This is a genomic window from Methanopyrus kandleri AV19 (assembly GCF_000007185.1).
Classification (GTDB): domain Archaea; phylum JAADCQ01; class Methanopyri; order Methanopyrales; family Methanopyraceae; genus Methanopyrus; species Methanopyrus kandleri.
Window position 1 is genome coordinate 1,286,084 of the sequence record NC_003551.1, and the last position, 15,392, is coordinate 1,301,475.

The following is a 15,392-nucleotide window of genomic DNA, read 5'->3' on the forward strand; positions in this document are numbered from 1 at the left end:
GGCATTCCCGCAGTCGCCACCTCGACCCTCGCGGGGTAGGATCATCGAGGAACTTCAACGGACTCCGGTACGGTCCCGCCAATCGGGCAATAACGCGGGCGTTACCCGTGTCTCAGCTTCCAGCGTTGGAGTTCTAACCCCACGTCGGGGACCTCGTGTTTCCCGTCGAGGGACCTCCTGCGGGAGCGGATGACCCTCTTCAAGTGCGAGGAGTAGTGGGCGGGCCAGCCTCCGAGGGTCCTCACGGTGAAGGATTCCAACCGGTCGGGGAGTTCTTCCAACACGTCCCGGATTCTTGGTGACTCGGATGGTCTCGCGTCGAAGGCCAGTGCGAGCCCGCGGGCCAGTACTCGTCGGGCCTGTTTGTATGGCAGACCCGAGACTTCGGTCAGGAGCGTCTTGAGCACCGAGCGTAGGTTGCGCATGAGGTGCCGGGCTAGCTCCAGAACCTCTTCTCGATCCAGAGAGACGAGCCATTCGACGAACCGAACGCTCCCGTTCTCGGGCTTGCCCAGGTAGAGGGTCCGCCCGTGCTTGAACCGGGAATCCCGACGCCAACGGGCCACGTAGTACGGGCCGCACGTGTTCCCGCTCACCGTCCGGTAGGTCACCTCGAGGCCCGGTTTCTTTCCACGACGGTAGACTTCCCGGAGGACGCGGAGGGCTCGGATGCGCTCCACGGGATCGGAGGGTATCGGGACGTGCGATCCGACCAACCCCGGCACGCGATCCAGGGTAGTGGCTCCAGATTGTATGGAGGCAAGGAAAGGACAGCCTTCCGGGATAAAAGTCTTGCCGTTCGGAAGGTCATGGCGTCGGTCGGCCTTCCGCCATACAAGTCGGACCGGAGATCGCCCGATCGGGTTCCGGGCGCGGTGAGTCTCGTCGCGAAAAGGAGGGGTGGTGGGGACGCGGTCACCGGAGGTCAGGCGTCGTCTCGACGGCCCGCCAGCGGCACCGGTAGTAGCGGTAGTACCCACACCGGGATACCCGACGTAGTTCCGCCGCCCTTCTCCGGGAACAGGAACTCGACGTTCGGGTGCTCGCTCATCACCTCCCGAAGCTCCTCCTCGCTAGCACCCTGCTCGTACATCCCGAACACCCGCTCGATGAACCGGACCAGCGGATCGCCCTCCCGCGGCTCGAAGTCCACGAACAGCGGCTCAACGCCCGACCCCGTGCGCAGGACGCTTCCCAAGACGGGTCCCTCCAGCGACCTAGAAAGCTCCCTCATCCTCTCGACCAACGCCGCGTCCGTAACCTTCACCCGATCCACGAGGATCCTGCCGCCCCCCAAGTCGAAAGTCACGGTGATCGCCAACGGTTCGCCCTCCCGGTAACGCGACCACCCGCCCTCCGGGCGGAACCCCAGGACTCGCATGACCACCCGGTCCGAATACACCCAGTACTCCACGTCCGCGAGGAACAGCTCGCCCAGATCCTCCCTGGCGATCACTTGATCATCCCGCTTCAGGACCGCGGCGAAGCGCGGCGGCCTCCCGGCGAGAATAACCTCCCCTACTTCGCAGACGTACTGCCCAGCGAGCGCCATCACCTTGTAGTACGACACGCCGGGCACCACGACCACCGCCGGGCCCTGAACGTCCCTAGCGACCTGGATGATCCTCCGCCCCAGCTGAACCTCCATCCGGATGCTCCCGGGCTCCACCCTGACCTCCGGAGCCCCCGTCACGAACACGTCTTTCCCGGGCAGGTAACAGAACCTGCGAGCGGGATGATCCGCGATCACGTGCGGCTCATCCCTCCACTTAGGCAGGACTTGCTTTTGGAAGTACTCGTGCAAGTAGTCCAGGTCCTTCGAGAGACTACCCTGGATTAACGGTTCTCCTGAGGCTGGGGCTAGTGCTAGGACTAGTCCTAGGACGAGGTAGGGGAGCAAGCCGGCACCCCCTCAGGTCGGTAGGATTAGTCCGGAGTCTGGTGGGCTCGATGGCCGGGTCCGACCCGGATCTGAGGGGAACCCCGATCGGATGGAAAGGCTTACGATCCGCGCGGGATCCTCGGGGTGCGGAGGTGACGCGCGTTGACGGCCCGTAAGATCGACTCCTGGTTCCCGGTCGCGGCCGTCTCGGACGAGTGCGAGCGCGAGCGTGATCTCGGGTCGCCGGTGGAGGTCCTCCCCGGGTTCAGGTCGCCGGTCGCGCTGGCCCGGGCGGTGGTCCTCCTGAGCCTCGCCCCTGAGGACACCGAGGAGGACGCGCTGCTACCGTCGTTGCGGCCGATCGTCGGCGAGCCCTGGAGGACACCCATCGAGGTGCCGGACGGGGACGTCCCGCGGAAGGTGTGGGTCCTCGGCGACGGTTCGATCGCCCTCGAGGCGGCCCGGATGGGGCGGGAGGTTCGGCTCGTCGTCACCGACCCCGCGGTCGCCCGGTTCCTCCGCGAGGTCTTCGGGCGGCTGTTCGCGCTGCGGGAGGAAGCGCTGGAGGAGTTGGAGGAGTTCCTCCACGAGGTGGGTGAGGTACTGAGGGACCGGTTCGGGGACTTCTACGGCCGTGAAGATCGCGCCTACCTCTGGATCAAGCGGGTGAGGTGCCCGGGGTGCGGGCTCCTGGTCCCCTTGATGGAGCATCGATGGGTCGTGGAGGGTCGGTACGCGCTGGAGCTGGACGTGCCGGAGGACGGCGACGAGGTGGAGTTCGAGGTCGTGGAGGCGGAGGAGGCCGGGCCCGGGACGGTCAGGGACGGTCGCGTGACCTGCCCGAGGTGCGGGAGGTCGCGGAGCGTGGAGGGAGTCCGGCGCGACCTCTCGCTTCGGGCCGCGCGTAGGGAGGAGGAAGAGCCCGTCGACGCGTACCTGGCGGTCGTGGTGAGGGAGGACGGTTCGGTCCGACCGGCCACGGACCGCGACCTCGAGCGGTTCGAGCTGGCCCGGGAGGAGTTCCGCCGGGAGGAGTGGGAGGTGCCCCGCGGGGAGCCTCCGGAGGGACTCAAACGGTGGGGGATCTGGGACGTCTCGTGGTTGTTCAACCGCAGGCAACTGCTCGCGCACGTGGAGGTCGCCGTCGCGACCTCGGAGGTGGACGGGGACCGGTACGGGATCTGGGCAGCTGCCGTACTGACCGAGCTCTCCCTTCGGAACTCCGTGCTGTCCCGATGGGATCCTGTGACCGTGGGGACCCTGAGGCCCAGGGGTTGGACGTGGGACCACGGCGAGTTACCCGTCCCGTCGGCGTGGAGGGAGGTATCCGACGAGATCACCGAGGCCTGCCGCGAGTTAGTCGAGGTCGCGGAGGATGTCGAAGTGGAGGTGGTAAAGGCCGACGAGGTGAATAGGAGCTGGAGTATACCCCGGGATCTCCCGGACGTGCTGTTCCGGGCCTGGTCGGAGCTCGTCTCGAACGTGTCGGCCGGGGTCGGGGAGTGGAAGGTCCCGGTGTCCGGTGGCGGATGGGCTCGAACGAGGGCACCGCTACCGGTCGTCGGCGGGCTCGGTTGGGACGATCGAGTTTCCCTGATACTGCGGGGCGATCGGATCGCGGGGCGTTGGGAGGAGATCGTCGGGTGGATCGTGGGGTGCGGGCTCGAGGCCGCGTCGGCGTGGCCCGTGATCGGCGAGGACGCGCTCGTGGTCCCGCTGGTCGGGCGCGAGCCGGGGCCCGAGGATGTCGACTGGGAGGGGGTCGTCGAGGAGGTGAGGGGTTCCGTGCGGGAGCTCCTGCGGGAGGTACGCGACCTCCGCGGGCGCGGGTGGAGGTCGGTGAGGCTGATCCCGTACGCCGCCGCCCTGCCGCCGTGCACCGGGGTCGACGTCGTCAGGCGGGATGGGGACTCCCTGGGCGTGCGACACCCGGAGGTGCTCTCTGAGGTGCTCGCGGTGGGTTGGAGGGAGCTGGTGGAGGCCGTCTTGGAGCTCCTGGACGTGGGGCTCTCGGACCCGAGGGCTCGGTTCTACGCGGTCTACAGGTCGCTGTGGGGCTACCCGAGGCCCGACGACGCACCGGGTCGGGAGGTCGGGCCGCCGCTGAGGGCGCTGGGACTGGATCCGAACGACCTCCCTTACCTGGACGCGGACGGTAGGCTGAAGACCTACCGCGAGAGGCGGGAGTCGCGGCTACGGCCCGAGGAGGATCCCGTCGACGCGTTTCACGCGGCGCTGCTGGAGGTGTTGGAAGACGGTCCGGGATCCGCCCTGGAGGCGCTGCCGGAAGAGGTGAGGGGAGAGGTCCTCGGGCTGGCCCTGGCGGTGGCCCGTGCGGCGCGCCGTCGCGGTGAGGATCACCCGGAGGCGGAGCTGGCGCGGAGGCTCGTCGGGGTGTCGGCCGGTGCCGCGGCGCGGTGAGCCGGTGGACACCGAGGGAAGGCTCCGGGAGACGATAGGCCGCTACCATGGTGTCGTCCTGGACACCAACGCGTTCGCGGCCCTCGCCAAGGCCTTCGTGGACGACATCTGCGAGACCCCGGTCGATAACGTCGTGTACGCGTTCTTCCTCGAGGTCAAACGGATGATGGGTGAGAACTTCCTCCTCTACTCTTACGAGGAACTCCGGGCGGAGTACGCCAAGCGCCTGGAAGATCTCAGAGACTACGACGGGCAGGAGGTGTGCTACGCCTGTCCGATACTCTCGGAACTCTTGGGGCCGACGGTGAGGGGCCTCTGCTACCTGTTCAAGGGTCACGAGGACGTGAGCGTACACGATGATGTGCTGTCACGGCCGGAGTACTCCGAACAGCTGGAGAGGTTGTACCGGGGACTGCGACGCGGGGGGTACGCCGGGTTACCCGAGTCCCTGCGGGGTTTCAAGTGCAACTTCGAGGAGGGTCAGGTCGGTGACAAGCACGTGGACGTGGCGAACGTCATGGTGGCAGCCGTCAAGGGGTCCGTCCTCGTGACCTCCGATCGTGGGATAAGGGACGCCTGCTCCGAGCTGAAGCCCAGATGTCTCTGCGTATATTTCAACCCCGGATACGTCGACGACCCCGTCCGCGAGGAGTTCGAGTTCGAGCTGGTTCCCCGTCCGGGAGGCCTGCCGGTCGGGCTGAGGTACCGCAAGGGGATCGGGAAGTTCACCCGCTAGTCCGTGACGTCCGGCCGTACCGTGTGTGGAGGGACGCCTGACGAATCCACTCGAACTTGAGACGATCGCATTACTACCGTCCGACAACGACACGTAAACCATGCGTAGATAATATGACATCGATATGAGCACTATTCGACTATCGTACGCGAACGCTCATACTGTCCGAGGTCGGAGCCGCCATCCGTGCTGCAGTTTCCAGCGTTCGAGTTCGAGTTGTACGTCGGGTACCTCGTGCCTCCCGTTGAGGGACTTCCTCCGGGAGCGGATCACCTTGCGGAGGTAGCTCGAGTAGTGGGCGGGCCAGCCTCCGAGGGTCCTCACGGTGAAGGACTCGAGTCGATCGGGTAGTTCCTCGAGTAAATCCCGGATCCTGGGTGATTCGGAGGGTCTGGCGTCGAATGTCAGCGCGAGCCCGCGGGTCAGGACACGTCTCGCCCGTTTGTATGGGAGGCTCGAGACCTCGGTGAGGAGGGTCTTGAGGACGGAGCGGAGGTTGCGCATCAAGTGCCGCGCGAGTTCCAAAACCTGTTTCTTATCTAGGGAAACCAACCATTCGACGAAGCTCACACTCTCGTTCTCCGGCTTGCCCAGGTAGAGCGTCCGACCGTGCCTGTGTCGAGAGCCACGCCTCCACCTCGCGACGTAGTACGGACCGCACGTGCTCCCGTTCACCGTCCGATAGGTCACCTCGAGACTCGGCTTCCTCCCACGACGGTGAACCTCTCGGAGTACCCGGAGGACTCGGATCCGCTCTACCGGGTCCGAAGGTATCGGGATGTGAACGTGCGATCTCACCAACCCCGGCACGCGATCCAGGGTAGTGACCCCAAGTTGTATGGAGACAGAGGTGAAGCGGCACCTCGAGATATAAGCCTTGTCATCTCGGACCCCGATCGCATCTTCGGTTACCATACAAGCTCCGCAGGGAACTCCCTCCACCCGCGGGCCGGAGGAATCCCCGGCCGGTCAATCCCCGACGTCGACGAGCCTCAGGACGTAGTCGCGGACGGCCTCGACGACCTCCCGGGCGACCTCGACGAGTTCCCCCACGTCGACGTCCTCGCCCGGGTAGTGACCGTACCGCACCTCGGACCACGCGTGGGAGAGCTCCCTCAGCTCCCATCGGTACCGACGCGACAGCTCCCCGAACGCGTCCTTCCCCGTGACCCGGTGGAGCCTGCCGAGCAACTTCCCTAGAAAGTGCGTTCCCGGCGGCGCCTCGCCCAGAGCTATGAGAGCCGCTTTGATTGTCAGCTCCACGGCCTGGTGCGCGTGGAGTGCGGCTAGGTCGTTCCAGCCCCGCTCCTCGGACTCGACGGCCGACCTCAGGAACCTCTCACCGCGTTCCAGCAGCTCCTCGACCAGCGCCCTCGTGTCGTCGGATTCCGACGTCATGAGCATACGACCCCAAACCTCGAAATCTTTCGGTCTCACGATCAGCACGTCGACACGATCCTCCGGTACCCCGGCCTCCTCGCACAGTTCGTACGCGATCCGAGCCCTCTCCCTGAAGGAGGAGGGTGCGCGCTCGCTCACCACCATCACGTCCAGGTCGCTCCCGGGCACGGCCCGGCCCTTGGCGACGCTGCCGAAGGGTACCACACGGGCGTCCTCACCCAGCACCCGCCGGGCGGCCTCCCCGAGCCGCCTCACCCACTCCCAGCTCGGGACCGAACCCACGGCACCCGCCCCCGGCCCCGTGCGTCGCATCGTATGAAGGATCCAGGTGGGACCGACGGTGTTAAGGCGGAGTTCCCCTTCCGAAGGATGATACCTCGAGGAGGACCGGGGGTATCCCCCTCGCCGCGCGTTGAGTTCGCCTCCACGGTGGGCACCTCCACGCTGAACAACCTGGCACGGGCGCTCGGGAAAGGTGACCTAGACGCCGATTTGGACCCGGGAGACGCCTACCGCGCCGCGAGGAACCCGGAGGCGGTTGAGGAGATCGGCGAGGAAGTTCTCGAGGAGGCTCTCATGGAGCTAGTGGAGGCGGATCCGAAGCGGGCTTCCGCCGAGCTGAACACGCTCCTGCGCATGGCGGAGCGGGCCGAGCGCGAGGGTCTCGAGATCGACTCGATCGCGCTGATCCCGACGAAGACCGCCAACTGCCGGTTGTGCGCGAGGGTCGTGGCGGAGTACCTGCGGGAGGAGGGCTACGCGGTCTGGGAGACCGAACCCGTCAGGGCGGGTGTGGACCCGGGGGAGTTCTGGTGGGGTCTAAGCGACCTGCTCGAGCGGCTCGAGGACGTCGGCGTCACGGACCCCTCGCGGAACGTGTGGGTGGCCGCCACCCCCGGCTTCAAGCCCGAGGCCGCCGTCCTGACGCTCGTCGCGTCGCTGTTCGGCAAGCCCGTGTTCTACGTGCACGAGGTCATGAACGAGCTCGTCGAGATCCCGCCCGCGATGCCGGTCGTCACCGACCCCGGGTTCGTGCTCGGACTGATCGAGCTCCGGAGGAGGCTCGGTGACGGCGCCCCCGAAGAGGTGGCGGAGGAGGTCCTGAACGACCTGGCGCGGGACGAGGAGGAAAGGGAGCGGTACAAGCTCTTCCTCGTGGAGGATCCGCGGAGCAAGAACATCGGACCGTCGCCGCTGGCCCGGCTCGCCGAGTCGTTCCTGGCGCTTGGCCTGCTCGCGGCGAAAGCGCGGAACTACTCCGTTGAGATCCGGACCAAGGGACACACCGTCCCGGTGAGCCGGGGAGGCGGTGTGAAGAAGGTCGACCGGGCGACCCTGAGGGAGCTCCCGCTGGAGGACGACACCCTCGAGGTCCTGGCGACCGTGGCCGCGCTCGAAGGCGTGGATGACACCTGGTTCGTGGCCGGCGAGTGGACGACCGAGGGGACGCGTCGGCACGCGAGGACCGTGGAGGTACTCGAAACTCGGGACGACGCCGTGGTCGTGTCGGTCAGGGACCGACGGGTGCACATCTCGAGGCTCCTGATCCCGACCGAGGATCCCGAGCGGGTGGCGCGGGCCCTGAAACAGCTGGTCGGGGCGCTGTCCGACGCCCGCTAGCCACGACGTGGGAAGTCACAACACCGTACAACCGGCGCGCATCGGGTCACCTAGGACCCGAAACCCAAAAGTTCCACGATCGGACGGTCCGTTTCCCGATGACCGACCCCGGATCGGCCCGCCCGATCGGACGGCACCATCGGAGTTTCCGTAGCGTCATAAAACCACAATTACGTTAACGCGACACACCATCCACACCGACGACCGCGACGCACGGGGGGTGTCCCTTGCGGACCCTCCCGATCGCGCTGACCCTGCTGCTCGTACCGGCGGCCGCCCACGCGCTCCAGCCGGAGGTCCTGTGGAAGGGAGAGTTCCCCGACTGTCCGGGGAGCGGCTTCGTACACCTGGTACCCGTCGAGAACGAGGAGAACACGGCGCTGCTCGTCGTCCGTACCTTCGAACGCTGGTCGCTGTACGAGGTGAAGGGCTCCGAGGTCACGCACCTCGGGGACGTCGACCTGGCCACGCCGAGGTCCACCGAGGTCACGGGGGCCATGTACTACCCCGACCGGAACGAGCTGCTGGTCACGGCCGTGATCGAGGAGGAAGGGGAGGGACCGGGCGGCGGCGTCCTAGCGATCAGGGTCGGACGCGACGGGGTCGACGCGCGTAAGTTCGACGGCGCCTACGTGCACGCGAGACCGTGCCCGGACGGGACGATCCTGGCGCTGCTCCACGAGGGCCACGAGTACCTGGAGGACGAGGGTGTCCACCGTCACGACCTCGCCCTGATACGCCTGTACCCCGACGGTCGCGCGGAGCGGTTGGTCACGTTCGACGTCTTCTCCACGCTGCCGCCCAGTGCCCTGCTGATCCCGGGGACGCTCCGGATCGAGCCGTTGGGCGACGACTACCTGATCACGGGCTCGGACCTCGTGAGCATGGTCGAGCTCAGGAGGACGGCTTCCGGCTGGGATACGAGGTACTACGGCCCGATGAACCTCGGCGCCAGGATAACCTACTACCTCGAGGAGTCGACGGTGTTAGACCCCCGGAAGCGGCTGGTGCTCGTCCGGCAGTCCAATCTGGACGAGCCGCTCGAGGGTTACTGGGCGATCTGCGAGCTCGTCCCGGAGTCGGGACTGGGAGGCCCGGTCCTGAAGGAGCTGCGCCGGGTCGACCTCGGAGGCGATGACCTGTACTTCCCGCAGTCGGGGGTCAAGCTGGAGGTCGGCGGGTCGACGTACTACGTGGTACCGGCGGTGGGCGCGTCGTCGACGAAGCTCCTGGTGCTCGGACCCGACACGGCCCATGTATGGGAGGTACCCGGGTTCAGGGAGCTGGCGGTGACCCCGAGGCTCTACGGGGCGAGGGTCTCGGAGAGGGAGACGGGAGGGTGCACGGTCGAGGTCTGCGCGTTCAAACCCTCGAGGGGCGAGGAGTGGCTGACGCCGCTCTTCGGCGGCACCGGGGAGGGCGAGAAGAAGGAGGAGCACAAGGAGAACGAGGGCGGTAAGGTCGCGATCGTCCCGGTCCTACCGGCGATTCCGTTCAGACGTCCCGGTAGGGCGTGAGCCCCTTCCCCCACTTCTTCCCCAACGGGCGATCGCGGTGCTCCCGGCCCGGTGCCGCCGATTCTCTCACGCCTCGCTTCCCGACCCCTCACACCCTCCGGGAGCGACGCTCACGGTGAACCCCGCCGGCGGGTCCCGGCGATCCGCCTCCGGTGAGCGCGACGTAGCGGCACCACCTGTGGGGCGTACACCCAGAACCCCTCCCTCCCCTCGGGGAACAGGAACACGACGTTCGGATGAGCCTTCATCAACCGCCCGACCTCCCCGAAATCGCCCCGTCGGTACGCCTCCACGACGTCCGAGATGAACTCCATCATCGGGTCGTCCCGCGCCACCTCGAACCACACGAGCAACGGTTCGAGACCGTCAGCCGTGCGCATCACGACCCCGCCCTTCAACGTCCCGACACCGTCCTCGGACGTGTCCCCCGTAGGCCTCCACGGGACGGCGACGTGTCGGGTCCGTATCTTCCCGGATCCGAGGTCGAACGTGACCTCGACCCCCTGTAGAGGGGCGACGTCCGCCTTCCGGTGGGAAACTGTGGCGATGGCCAGCTCCAACGCGGAGGTAAGCGGGTCTTCGAGCAGCTGAACCCGCATGTTCACGACGTCGCCACCCACGAGGTACTCGACGTCCAGCAGCGGCCACGGTCCATCGGCCAGGACCACCCGGTCCGACGATCCCCCGCCCTCCAGTACCGCCGCCGGTGGCACGTAGGGGCGGGGAGCGAGGGGACAACCACCGTCGATCGGGAGCTGAACACCGCCGACGACCGTGCACCGGTAACCGTCTACCAAAGCGCTCACGTCGAGGGGGATCGGCGGGTAGAGCCCCCGAACGACCACGGCCGGCCCTTCCACCACTACGGTCCGGCCCACGCGGTCCAAACGGATCCGGACCTTCCCGGGTTCGCACTCGACGTACGACAGGGGTAGGACGTCCGAGACGCTCGTCACGCTACCCCTCGGACGTCCCCCAGCCGGAACCACGAACGCGTCCAGCCCGGGGACGTAGACGACGTCCACGGTCCGTCCCCGGAACCCGCGCGCGTCGACGACGATCCTGGCGTCCGCACTCTTCCACTTGGGTTCCACGACGGACTCGAAGTACCGGGCCAGGTACCCGATGTCGTCGCTCGCCTTACCCCGGATCAGGGGCTCACCCGCCGACGGTGTCGCGGTCAGGATCAGCCCCAGAACCAGCGGGACGACCGTCACTCGCGGCCCCGTGGTGACGACGTTTCGGGAGCTCATAAGTCCGTTTCCCTTTCCGGGTAGCAACGTGGGGTTTTCATCCGGGCCCGTAGGCCGTGCGTGGACCGAGCGTGCCGGTTGAGAGGTCGTGGAACCGGCGGCGTTCGCTTTTTTCATGAAATTAATTAGAGAGTCCCGATCCTGTACCGCCGTTGGTTATACTACAGACTAATCATGAAATGTTATAATATTGTTATAGAATAATGTTAATGCACTATCACTATCTGCATTATTACGGTTTAATTATAAGTTTCTAACAGTTGTAAAGTTAATAATCATCTATACAGCAGCGAGTACAGTGCAGTTTCATTACCCGTGTTATTACGGGTTAATTGCGAGTCTGTTGTATTGGTATTGGGATGTTCCATGTGACTTTTACTCTGGCGTATGGTTTCATTACCCGTGTTATTACGGGTTAATTGCGAGAGACAAACTAGTAGCGTTCGCGAGATTCAAAGGAGATATCACGGTGTGTTCGTTTCATTACCCGTGTTATTACGGGTTAATTGCGAGTTTTGCAATCGATGATGCTTTTGCTAGAATTTCTTTCATTTCTGGGTCTAAATCTCTTAATGTTTCATTACCCGTGTTATTACGGGTTAATTGCGAGCATGGACATAGACACGGACATAGACATGGACACGTCAACGGCTGTCGACATTCTAGCCGTTTCATTACCCGTGTTATTACGGGTTAATTGCGAGGGCGGCCAGTTCTTCCGGAGGACCCACCTTTACACTATGAAACTACCGAGGGGATTCACTATCCCTTACCCACCAGAACTAGCACATCGGTCCTATTTAAAGATTGCCCCGATTTCGCTGAACACTTAATCATACTAAAATCCAATACTAATTCGTTTCCGTTTAACCGAAAGCCTTATATATAATATTGGTAATACCGAAAACCATAGCTTTCTCTTACGAGTAATTAATCTGTTAACTTGATGAAGTAATAACTGTACAGTACTCGTAAACCGCCTTAATACCTCATGAGAACTGTAATCCTTTACTAACAGTTAGAATTGTTATCCTTTCGAAGTGAAGTAAGGTGAAAATCTTGCACTGTTAAAGTGCACTAGTTAGGCTGCAGGAAAAACTATTACCAGTATTGATAAGTATGAGTAAAAGTGGTAATACTTCATACTCAAACCCTCCGGAACGACCGTTTCCTACGGGGAAGAACCCGCCTTTCTACCAAGTAAGTTAACCCTATGAAAAACCAGTACGAGATGGTACGACCATTACTTAAATTAAGTAATACTCCCATCAGTACCGAACCTCGCCGTACCCGTAGCCGGCGCACGTCCTGGCGCCGATACCCAGGCGCTCCACGCCGTACTTCAGGAGCCTCAGGGCGACGTCCAGCGACCCCCTCCGCTCCGAGACCAGGACCGTGCGCCACCTGGAACCCCGCCGGACTGTCAGGAACTCGACGGGCTTGGGTCGCATCGACTCGTGGGGAGGCCCCTCTCCCTCGTAGTACTCGCCGTAGTGCGGGTTCAGGACGTCGACCTCGAGCGGCGAGTCGACGTCCCTCAACCAGTCCGGATCCGGGAGCGCGTCGTGGAAGGTCACCTCGCCGGCGCGCTTGGACTCCGATGCGTTCCCGTCGTCGGACTCTTTGGGTTCCGACTCCCTTGGCTTCGATCCGAACACCTCACGGAAGCGCTTCCGGGCCTGTCGGGTGTCGTCGGCCCCGAAGTACTTCCTCAGCTCGTCGGGGTCTCCGCGTTCGAGGATCAGCTCGCCGGCCGCGCGGGCCACGCCCTTGAGGGTCGTCCCCGGGATCACGGGCAGGCCGGTCACCGGGTCCAGGGTGAGGTCGTTCTCGGCCGGGTGCGGGCCGCCCATCCCCACGACCAGCCTGGAGTGCGGGAACCGGAGCTCGACCTCGCGGACCCTGAGGTGCGGGCTCCGGCCCAGCTCCCTCAGCGTCTTCAGGTAAGACCCGACGTACCCGCGGATCTCGTCGGAGCGGGCCGCTTTCTCCGCGGCGTCCACGACCCGTCTCAGGAGCCTTCGGACCTCCCGTCTGAGGTTCTCCTCCCCGTCACTCAGCGCCCGGAGGGCCAGCGTCCGTTTCTCGTGGTACGGGTGCGTCCGGACGCCCTCCTCGGGGACTAGGGACTCCTCCGCCGCCTCCGCGACCCTCCGGCGCAGTCTTTCCACGCGGTCGCGCCCCTCATCCTCGGGCAACTCGCCGACGGCGGCCGCGTTCCGGGCCAGGTCGGCGAGCCGCGTGGCCAGTCTGTCGGCCCGGGGTAGACCTTCTCTCTCCAGCTCGCGTTCGATCCGGTCGAGCGGCAGCCTCGAGAGCGCCTCCCTCACGTCCTCCCGTTCCGCGAGCACCAGGGCGCCCGGCAGACCGTAGTACAGGAGGACCGAGCACAGGGTCGAGAGGTCACCCTTGAGCTCCTCGTCGACGTCCTCCCGGAGCCGCGACAGCAGGACGTTCTCCGGGGAACGCTCGCTCATCCCAGCTCCCCCTCGAAGTTCAACCGTAGGACGCCGAAGCCGACGGAACCGCCCGCGCCGAGCTGTACCGAGGTCACCCTCCGGAGGACCTCGAGCGCGCGCTCCTCGGTCGGACCCAGCGTGGACGCGTCGACCTCGTACGGTCCCGCGAGGAGGGTGAGCCTGGGGCAGGAACTCCTCGGTCCAGAGGGCGCCCTCCTCCACGGTCTTGTCCCACGGGCCACCCAGCCGGACGCGGGTGCGGAGCTCGGTGACGACGGGCCGGTCCGGGTCGAGGAGCCCGGCGAAGGTAGCGTCGTCGAGGATTAGGAGGCGGGAGTGCAGCGGTAGCTTCCACGGTCCCGGGACGACCAGCTCGTCCGCGACGCCGTCGACTTTCCCGTTCCTGCGGACCACGAGCTCGCGGTGCTCCAGCACCACGCGCTCCGCGGGGAAGCCCGAGGGCGCGAGCGCCTCCCCGTCGGGCTCGGGCGCCTCGACGCCGATCCAATCCAGGACGTAGGGACAGGTGAGCCAGACGAGGGGCGTCGTTTTACCACCCTCCAGCGCGACGGGCGCGGGGACGGCCACGGGCAGGAGGTCCCCGAACGTCACCGCGCCCTTGGTGTCTCGGTCGCCGAAGAGCACCCGCAGGGCGCGCTCCCGCCGCTCCTCGGTGTCCTCACCCAGATCGCGCAGGATCTCATCGACCAGGTCGTCCGGCTTCTCCAGCTCGGCCTCGACGTGGGTCCTCAGCGCTCCCTTCACGGAGCTCCCCGGGACGTAAGGTACGCGGGTGTGCCTGCGCCGGATCAGCGGGAGGTCGATCGCGCCGGGTCGCCCACCAGTGCCCACTCGGGTGGGGGTCACCGTGAGGGCCCAGAGCCGGTTCTCCAAGGGTGTTCACCCCGCCGATTTCGACACCCTCACGCGGCTCTCGGTTACTTCGATCCCGTGGCGCTCGACGCCGCGGAACGACCGGCGTAGCGTCCTCTCGAGAGCGTTCTCGACCCTCTTCCGATCCCCCTCCTCGACCACGACGGTCCCGTTCCCGGGGTGCAGCTTCCCTAACCACAGCAGCAGGACGGAGACCACGTAGCGACCGCGGTTCACGCCGTCGAGCTCGACCGGCGTCACGGAGAGGAGGAGCGGGGATCGCAGCAGCCAGGGGACCCCCGGCGTCGCTCGAACCTAGCAGCCACCGGAGCTCCTCGTTCGAGTTCTCGAACCTCTCGTTCCGGAGCCTCCGACGGGCCTCCCTGAGCGTGCCCCCCAGACGGTCCAGGAGTTTATCGACGCGCTGCTTCCTCCACTCGAACGTCCAGAGGGTGGCGCGACGGAAGCTCGGGAAGGATTCCACGGGCCCCGAGGTACCGTCGGAGCGTTCCGCGATCAGTTCCCTGAGATCGTCCAGGCACCCGCGGAGCCTATCGACGAAGTCGTCGGTACCCTCCACGCGGGTGGACAGGTCGTCGGCCCGGACCTCGAAGCACCCGAAGGCGCGCCTGAACCGCCGGCCGTACCCACCGATCAGGGACAGCAGCTCCAGGGAGAGCTTCGCAACCTCGAGTGCGTCTTCTCGGAGGCCGGTCAGCTCGAGCTCGAAGGTCGCTCCGGCCCGGATCACGAGAGGTTGCTCTTCACGTCGACCGCGCAGGTAGATGGGCGGGCATAGATAGCACCGGTTGTCGACCCGAAGTCGACCGTCTTCGTCGATCGTGATGCGGTATCGCCTTCGACGCCTCGCACACCGGCCACCCTCCTCGACGTCGTCCTCACCCACGCCCCTCCTCAGCCGCACCGAGACCGGGGAGGGTCGGAGGTCCTTCCCCTCCGACGGTCTGCCGCCCCAGAACTCGGCCTCGACGCGGCGGAGCCCGTCCCCGTCCAGGAAGGAGGCCGCGACGGCCCGGAACGCCCACCTGAACTGTCCCCTGAGCTCCGGGGGTCGGGGGAGCGGTCCGTCCCGGTCGTACCTCACCTGCGAGGTGATCGCGGGCGTGGCGAAGGTGCACCCGACGGTCAGGGTCCTCAACCGCGGCCCCGGTCCGCCGCCGGGGATAGCTTTGATAAAGTTAATTCAGGGAGAGTGGCGAGGCGCCGGGG

At 65.5% G+C, this 15,392-nt stretch carries 11 protein-coding genes, 1 pseudogene and 1 CRISPR repeat array; of the genes and pseudogenes, 4 read left to right on the forward strand and 8 right to left on the reverse strand.

The annotated features are described in order from the left end of the window. Positions 1 to 101: 101 nt before the first annotated feature. Both MK_RS06870 and MK_RS06875 read right to left on the reverse strand, forming a co-directional pair. On the reverse strand, positions 102 to 716 hold the full coding sequence (locus MK_RS06870; RefSeq protein WP_148679766.1) for a DUF1678 family protein: 615 nt from the start codon (positions 714 to 716) through the stop codon (positions 102 to 104). Between the two features lie 209 nt (positions 717 to 925). After that, positions 926 to 1,900 (reverse strand): hypothetical protein, encoded by a 975-nt coding sequence (locus MK_RS06875; protein ID WP_011019656.1) that lies wholly within the window; start codon positions 1,898 to 1,900, stop codon positions 926 to 928. A gap of 144 nt (positions 1,901 to 2,044) precedes the next feature. On the opposite strand from MK_RS06875, the gene MK_RS09140 reads away from it, so the two are divergent. Together MK_RS09140 and MK_RS06885 are read left to right on the forward strand one after the other, a co-directional pair. Then, complete coding sequence (locus MK_RS09140) at positions 2,045 to 4,303, forward strand: DUF1156 domain-containing protein (protein WP_011019657.1); 2,259 nt, start codon at positions 2,045 to 2,047, stop codon at positions 4,301 to 4,303. Further along, positions 4,287 to 5,039, forward strand: a complete 753-nt coding sequence (locus tag MK_RS06885; RefSeq protein ID WP_011019658.1) for a hypothetical protein — start codon at positions 4,287 to 4,289, stop codon at positions 5,037 to 5,039. Before MK_RS09140 ends, MK_RS06885 begins: the two co-directional genes overlap by 17 nt. Positions 5,040 to 5,195: 156 nt before the next feature. Here the strand turns inward: MK_RS06885 and MK_RS06890 are convergent, their stop codons facing one another. Both MK_RS06890 and MK_RS06895 read right to left on the reverse strand, forming a co-directional pair. After that, a complete protein-coding gene (locus MK_RS06890) occupies positions 5,196 to 5,840 on the reverse strand; it encodes a DUF1678 family protein (RefSeq protein ID WP_011019659.1) in 645 nt (214 codons plus the stop codon). Between the two features lie 168 nt (positions 5,841 to 6,008). Further along, entirely contained in the window at positions 6,009 to 6,722 is a 714-nt protein-coding gene (locus MK_RS06895; protein WP_158295971.1) for a HEPN domain-containing protein, read from the reverse strand. 147 nt (positions 6,723 to 6,869) lie between these two features. On the opposite strand from MK_RS06895, the gene MK_RS06900 reads away from it, so the two are divergent. After that, positions 6,870 to 8,060 carry a putative CRISPR-associated protein gene (locus tag MK_RS06900; RefSeq protein WP_011019661.1) on the forward strand — a complete coding sequence of 397 codons (1,191 nt, stop codon included), beginning with the start codon at positions 6,870 to 6,872 and terminating at the stop codon, positions 8,058 to 8,060. 227 nt (positions 8,061 to 8,287) lie between these two features. Continuing rightward, entirely contained in the window at positions 8,288 to 9,577 is a 1,290-nt protein-coding gene (locus tag MK_RS06905) for a hypothetical protein (RefSeq protein WP_011019662.1), read from the forward strand. 110 nt (positions 9,578 to 9,687) lie between these two features. On the opposite strand, the gene MK_RS06910 is transcribed toward MK_RS06905, so the two are convergent. The 4 genes and pseudogenes from MK_RS06910 to MK_RS09410 form a co-directional block, all read right to left on the reverse strand. Further along, positions 9,688 to 10,794 carry a hypothetical protein gene (locus MK_RS06910; protein ID WP_011019663.1) on the reverse strand — a complete coding sequence of 369 codons (1,107 nt, stop codon included), beginning with the start codon at positions 10,792 to 10,794 and terminating at the stop codon, positions 9,688 to 9,690. Between the two features lie 339 nt (positions 10,795 to 11,133). Then, a CRISPR array of direct repeats spans positions 11,134 to 11,534; the repeat unit is 36 nt; unit sequence GTTTCATTACCCGTGTTATTACGGGTTAATTGCGAG. A gap of 564 nt (positions 11,535 to 12,098) precedes the next feature. Then, positions 12,099 to 13,307 (reverse strand): type III-B CRISPR module RAMP protein Cmr6, encoded by a 1,209-nt coding sequence (gene cmr6, locus MK_RS09400; RefSeq protein WP_335316697.1) that lies wholly within the window; start codon positions 13,305 to 13,307, stop codon positions 12,099 to 12,101. Positions 13,308 to 13,526: 219 nt separating this feature from the next. Continuing rightward, positions 13,527 to 14,105: pseudogene (locus MK_RS09405) on the reverse strand (RAMP superfamily CRISPR-associated protein); the annotation flags it as partial. Beyond that, on the reverse strand, positions 13,990 to 15,267 hold the full coding sequence (locus tag MK_RS09410) for an RAMP superfamily CRISPR-associated protein (RefSeq protein WP_335316698.1): 1,278 nt from the start codon (positions 15,265 to 15,267) through the stop codon (positions 13,990 to 13,992). The pseudogene MK_RS09405 and the gene MK_RS09410, both read right to left, overlap by 116 nt. Between the last annotated feature and the right edge of the window lie 125 nt (positions 15,268 to 15,392).

Bases quoted from the DNA above. Each gene is read 5' to 3' on its own strand.
- cmr6 (WP_335316697.1), bottom strand. From the start codon at position 13,307: ATGAGCGAGCGTTCCCCGGAGAACGTCCTGCTGTCGCGGCTCCGGGAG.